Source organism: Mesorhizobium sp. M7A.F.Ca.CA.004.12.1.1 (genome assembly GCF_003997835.1).
In the GTDB taxonomy this organism is placed as follows: domain Bacteria; phylum Pseudomonadota; class Alphaproteobacteria; order Rhizobiales; family Rhizobiaceae; genus Mesorhizobium.
Window position 1 is genome coordinate 1 of record NZ_RZRK01000431.1, and the last position, 5,365, is coordinate 5,365.

Below are 5,365 nucleotides of genomic sequence, written 5' to 3' on the forward strand. Positions count from 1 at the left end.
GTCGTAGGGCGGGATCAGCGTGCCGCGGCGTGCCAGCGACGAACCCTTTTCCAGATGCAGATCGGACACGGCCAGAAGCCGCAGATCCGGAAAATAAAGCACGCCGCGTGGGTCGCAGACGGCGCGCTCGCCTGATATGCCGACAAGGTCGGCCTCGGCAATCAGCGATGTGCGCGCCAGCGAAAAATTCATTCCTCAGCCATTTCCGGCCCCATGGCCTCCTCGACCAAAGTCGCCGCATCCATCAAAAGCGTTTCATCGGCTTCGCCATGGACCGGCATCTTGCCGATCTCGAGCATGATCGGCACGGCGAGCGGCGATATCTGTTCGAGTGCCTTATGCACGATTCGACCCTGGATGCGCGAGAGCATGTCGGCAAGTCTACTGACATCGAGCAGGCCGGTGGCCGCATCGGCACGTGTCGCCTGAAGCAGGATGTGGTCCGGTTCATGGCTGCGCAGCACGTCATAGATCAGGTCGGTCGAGACCGTGACCTGGCGACCACTCTTTTCCTGGCCCGGATGGCGTTTCTCGATCAACCCCGAAATCAGCGCGCAATTGCGGAAGGTGCGTTTGAGAAGCCAGCTGTCGGCCAGCCAGGCTTCGAGGTCATCGCCCAGCATATCCTGGTCGAAAAGGGCGCCAAGCGAAGGCTTCCTTGCTTTGAACATCGCGCCCATGTCGCCCAATGACCATATCGCCAGCGCATAGTCGGTGGCGACAAAGCCGAGCGGCCTGGCTCCCGCCCTGTCGAGACGGCGGGTGAGCAGCATGCCGAGCGTCTGGTGCGCCAGCCTGCCCTCGAACGGATAAGCCACCAGGTAATGGCGGTTGCCTCGTGGAAAGGTCTCGATCAGCAGGTCATCGCGTTTGGGCAGCACCGATTTGTCGGCCTGGAATCGCAGCCAGTCGGCGACCTGCTCGGGCAGCTTCTTCCATCGCTGCGGGTCGTCCAGCATGATGCGGACCTGTTCGGCGAGATAGGTCGAAAGCGGGAACTTGCCGCCGCCATAGTAAGGCACCTTGGCATCGCTGCCGGGCGCGTTCGACACGAAGCATTCATTCTCGCGGATGCCTTCGAAGCGCAGCACCTTGCCGGCGAACATGAAGGTGTCGCCATGCGTCAACGTTTCGAGGAAGGCCTCCTCGATCTTGCCGAGAACCCGGCCGCCGCGCGAAGCCGCGCCTTTGCCGCCGGCCTTGATATAGCGCACATTCAGCGCCGGCACCTCGATGATGGTGCCGACATTCAACCTGTATTGTTGGGCGACGCGCGGATTGGACACCCGCCAGAACCCATCCTTGTTCAGGCGTATGCGGGCGTAGCGCTCGTAATTCTTGAGCGCGTAGCCGCCGGTGGCGACGAAATCGATGACGCGGTCGAATGTCGTCCGGTCGAGGCTGACATAGGGCGCAGCCGTTCGCACTTCCTCGAACAGGTCATCGGCACGGAATGGCGCGCCGCAGGCGCAGCCGAGCACATGCTGGGCCAGCACATCGAGCCCGCCATCGATCAAGGGAGGCGTGTCCTGCGCGCCGAGATAGTTGGCGTCGAGGGCGGCCCGGCATTCCAGCACCTCGAAGCGATTGGCGGGAATGAGGATCGCCTTGGACGGCTCGTCCATGCGGTGGTTGGCGCGGCCGATGCGCTGCGCCAGCCGGCTCGCCCCCTTCGGCGCACCGACATGCACAACCAGATCGACATCGCCCCAGTCGATGCCGAGGTCGAGCGTCGAGGTGGCGACGATGGCGCGCAGTGCGTTTTCCCCCATCGCCTTTTCGACGCGCCGGCGCTGGGCGACGTCGAGCGAACCGTGATGCAGCGCGATCGGCAAAGTGTCCTCGTTGACCCGCCACAATTCCTGGAACAGCAACTCCGCCTGGCTGCGCGTGTTGACGAACAGCAGGGTCGTCTTGTGGCGCTTGATCTCGCGATAGATTTCCGGCGTGGCGTAGCGCGCCGAATGTCCCGCCCAAGGCACGCGCTCTTCGGAATCGAGGATAGAAATCTCCGGTTTCGCACCCCCGGTGACGACGATCAGTTCGGCCATGCTATGGCCGGTCGAACCCTTGGGCGGATTCTGGCTGACCAGCCAGCGCCGCAACTCGTCCGGTTCGGCCACCGTCGCTGACAGGCCGATCGTCTGCAAGCCGGGGACAAAGCTGCGCAGCCGCGCCAGGCCGAGCGCCAGCAGATGCCCGCGTTTCGACGTCACCAGCGAGTGCAACTCGTCGAGCACGACGTAGCGCAGATCCTCGAAGAAGCGTCTTGCATCGCCTGCCGCAATCAGCAGCGCCAGTTGCTCGGGCGTGGTCAGCAGGATGTCGGGCGGCACCAGCTTCTGGCGCTGACGCTTGTGGGCGGGGGTGTCGCCGGTGCGCGTCTCGATGGTGACGGGCAGGCCGATTTCCTCCACCGGCTTGCCGAGATTGCGCTCGATATCGACGGCCAGCGCCTTCAGCGGCGAGATGTAGAGCGTGTGGATACCGCGACGCGCCTGGCCCGGCTTTCTCTTGGGCCGGTTGGCCAGTTCAGTGAGCGAAGGCAGGAACCCGGCCAGCGTCTTGCCGGCACCGGTCGGCGCAATCAGCAGGACTGATTGCCCGGCCTGGGCTTTCGCCAGAAGTCCAATCTGATGGGCGCGCGGCGACCAGCCTTTCTCGCCGAACCATCTGAGGAATGGTTCGGGCAGGGCCACGGCGGCATTCTGTTCGGCAAGGCGCGGCTGCTCTGTCACCCGCCAGAGGTAGCGCGACGGCGCGCGAACGCCAAGGAAAATCGGAACAAAAGGTGATCGAGGTGAGCTTTCCTCGCCCCGTTTACGGGGAGAGGATGCCGGCAGGCAGGTGAGGGGCAGCGCGAACCTTCAAATGCTGGCACTGCCTCTCATCCGCCCTTCGGGCACCTTCTCCCCGTGAACGGGGCGAAGGAAGAAAGGCTACGGCCTCCTGAACCCGGTCGGACCGCCGTAAAGATATCCGATGCGGGCGACGGCGTCCTTCAGCCCTTCGCGCGACACCAGCATGGTGTGGCCGTTGGCGTGGATCATCGTGTCGGCGTCGGTCATGACGGCGACATGGCCCTTCCAGAACACCAGATCGCCGCGTCGCAACCCGGAGAAATCAGGTCCCGGTTCGAGCGGCTCGCCAAGTGTCGCCGCCTGCATGTCGGAATCGCGCAGCACGTCTTTGCCGGCCATGCGCATCGCCAATTGCACAAGGCCCGAACAGTCGATGCCGAAACCGGAAGTGCCGCCCCAGAGATAGGGCGTGCCGAGAAACGCCTCGGCAACCGCGACATAGTCGGAGGCAGCTTCACTCAGCGGCCGCAGGTGGCTTGCGATCAACGCCTCGCCGGAAGGCAGGACCGCATAGTGCGTACCGCGCGTCTCGGCGGCCTCCGTCACCGTCACCGTCGATCCCATCGACAATTGTCCGGCGATCGGAAAGCGCAGATCCGGCCCGGGGTAGAGGAAGGTGCGCGGCACGCAGACGATGTGCGTCGGCGCATGGTCCCGTTTGCCCAGCATCGTGTCGGCGACGTAGCCGACATAGCCGTCGCGTTCGGCCTGGACCCAGGCCCAGCCCTCAGCGACATCGAAGACCAGGACATCGTCGCCGAACAGCGCTTGCGTGTTGACGCCGGCGTCCGGCCGCGGCGCCTTGCGCATATCGGCCACTGACGCGGTGACCCGCGCCGGCCGGCCGGCGACGAAGCGCTCGGCGGTGACCTCGCCCTTCAGCCTTGCATCGGCGAGATCGGAGCGAAAAGCGTGAAGGCGGGCATCCCTGGCAGTCAAATCGAACACTCTGTTGAAAGGTAATGCGCTCACATCGGCAGTTCGAGCGCCTTGGCGATGATACCATCGCCGAAGCGCTCGACAAAGAGCGCGCCCTCGACCGTGCGCCTGATCAGCACATTGCGCTTGTCGAGTTCATCGCGGTGACGCGAAACGAGTTTCAAAGCGCCCATCGTGTCGAGCGCGCGGGTGATCACCGGCTTGGTGACATTGAGGCGCGCGGCGAGCCCGCGCACGGTGTGCGGTGGCGGGTCGAGATAGATGGTGAACAGGATCGCCGTCTGGCGCATGGTCAGATCGGGCGCGTCGTCGCGCACCTGTGACAGCATCACTTGCTGCCACAGTCGCAAGGCCTGGCTCGGGCGCATAGCAATCGACATCGCGCCAGCATGACGGCAAATTGTTTCGGTTCCGTTTCAGTCGAGGCAATTTTGCCGGCTCCGCCTGCAACCGTCAGCCGTAGCGTTTCGCGATGATCCGCTCTAGGGCGCGGATGCCTTGTGCCTCGCCGCCGGCGGGGCCATGCGGACGATCGGCCGGGTTCCAGGCGAAGATGTCGAAATGCGCCCAGCCCTCGGTCTTTTCGACGAAGCGTTTCAGGAACAGCGCCGCCGTGATCGAGCCGGCGAAACCGTCTGATGTGACATTGTTGATGTCGGCGATTTTCGACGACAGTTTTGCATCGTAGGGCCGCCACAGCGGCATGCGCCACAGAGGGTCCTCGGCCGCGACGGAAGCCGCCGCAAGATCGGATGCCAGCGCTTCGTCACTTGTGTAGAACGGCGGCAGATCGGGGCCGAGCGCGACGCGGGCAGCCCCGGTCAGCGTCGCCATGTCGACCAGAAGCTGCGGCTCCTCCTCGTCGGCCAGCGCCAGCGCATCGGCCAGCACCAGCCGCCCCTCGGCATCCGTATTGCCGATCTCGACAGTGATGCCCTTGCGGCTCGCAAGCACATCTCCGGGCCGGAAGGCGTTGCCGGCAATCGAATTCTCAACCGCGGGAATGAGCACGCGCAGCCGCACATTCAGCCCGGCAGCCATGATCATCGAGGCGAGGCCAAGGACATTGGCAGCACCGCCCATGTCCTTTTTCATCAGCAGCATGCCGGACGATGGCTTGATGTCGAGACCGCCCGTGTCGAAGCAGACGCCCTTGCCGACCAGGGTCACCTTCGGCGCCCCTTGCTGCCCCCATCGCATATCGATCAGGCGCGGCGCGCCGGCCGACGCACGGCCGACAGCATGGATCATCGGGAAATTCCGGTCGAGGAGATCGTCACCCTTGACCACCGAGACTTCGGCCTTGTGCCTGGCGGCCAGGGTCCGCACCGCCTGCTCCAAATCTTCTGGACCCATATCGCTGGTCGGCGTGTTGACCAGATCGCGTGTCAGGAAGACGCCATCGGCGATGCGGCCTACGCGCCCGCCATCGACGCCTGCCGGCAGGCCGAAGCGCAGCGCCTTGCCTGGCTTCTTGCCGTAACGGGTGAAGACATAGCCGCCGAGCAGCAGCGCGGTCGCCGCGAGGTCCGGCTCGGCCGGCGCCGAGGCGAAATGCCAGTCGC

4 protein-coding genes and 1 pseudogene are annotated in these 5,365 nt (G+C 64.7%); all 5 read right to left on the reverse strand.

Annotated features, from left to right (window positions below; genetic code table 11):
* Positions 1-192, reverse strand: a pseudogene (locus EN984_RS21550) (metallophosphatase); the annotation flags it as partial.
* Positions 189-2,738: a ligase-associated DNA damage response DEXH box helicase gene (locus tag EN984_RS21555; RefSeq protein WP_127270393.1), complete on the reverse strand. Its 2,550-nt coding sequence runs from the start codon at positions 2,736-2,738 to the stop codon at positions 189-191. The gene EN984_RS21555 and the pseudogene EN984_RS21550, both read right to left, overlap by 4 nt.
* A 201-nt stretch (positions 2,739-2,939) precedes the next feature.
* Complete coding sequence (locus EN984_RS21560; protein ID WP_164748718.1) at positions 2,940-3,800, reverse strand: NlpC/P60 family protein; 861 nt, start codon at positions 3,798-3,800, stop codon at positions 2,940-2,942.
* A 29-nt stretch (positions 3,801-3,829) separates the two neighbouring features.
* On the reverse strand, positions 3,830-4,180 hold the full coding sequence (locus tag EN984_RS21565) for a MarR family winged helix-turn-helix transcriptional regulator (protein WP_013533675.1): 351 nt from the start codon (positions 4,178-4,180) through the stop codon (positions 3,830-3,832).
* A 73-nt stretch (positions 4,181-4,253) separates the two neighbouring features.
* Positions 4,254-5,365, reverse strand: a 1,112-nt coding sequence (locus EN984_RS21570; protein ID WP_127383938.1) for a leucyl aminopeptidase family protein, incomplete at its 5' end; no start/stop codon positions are given.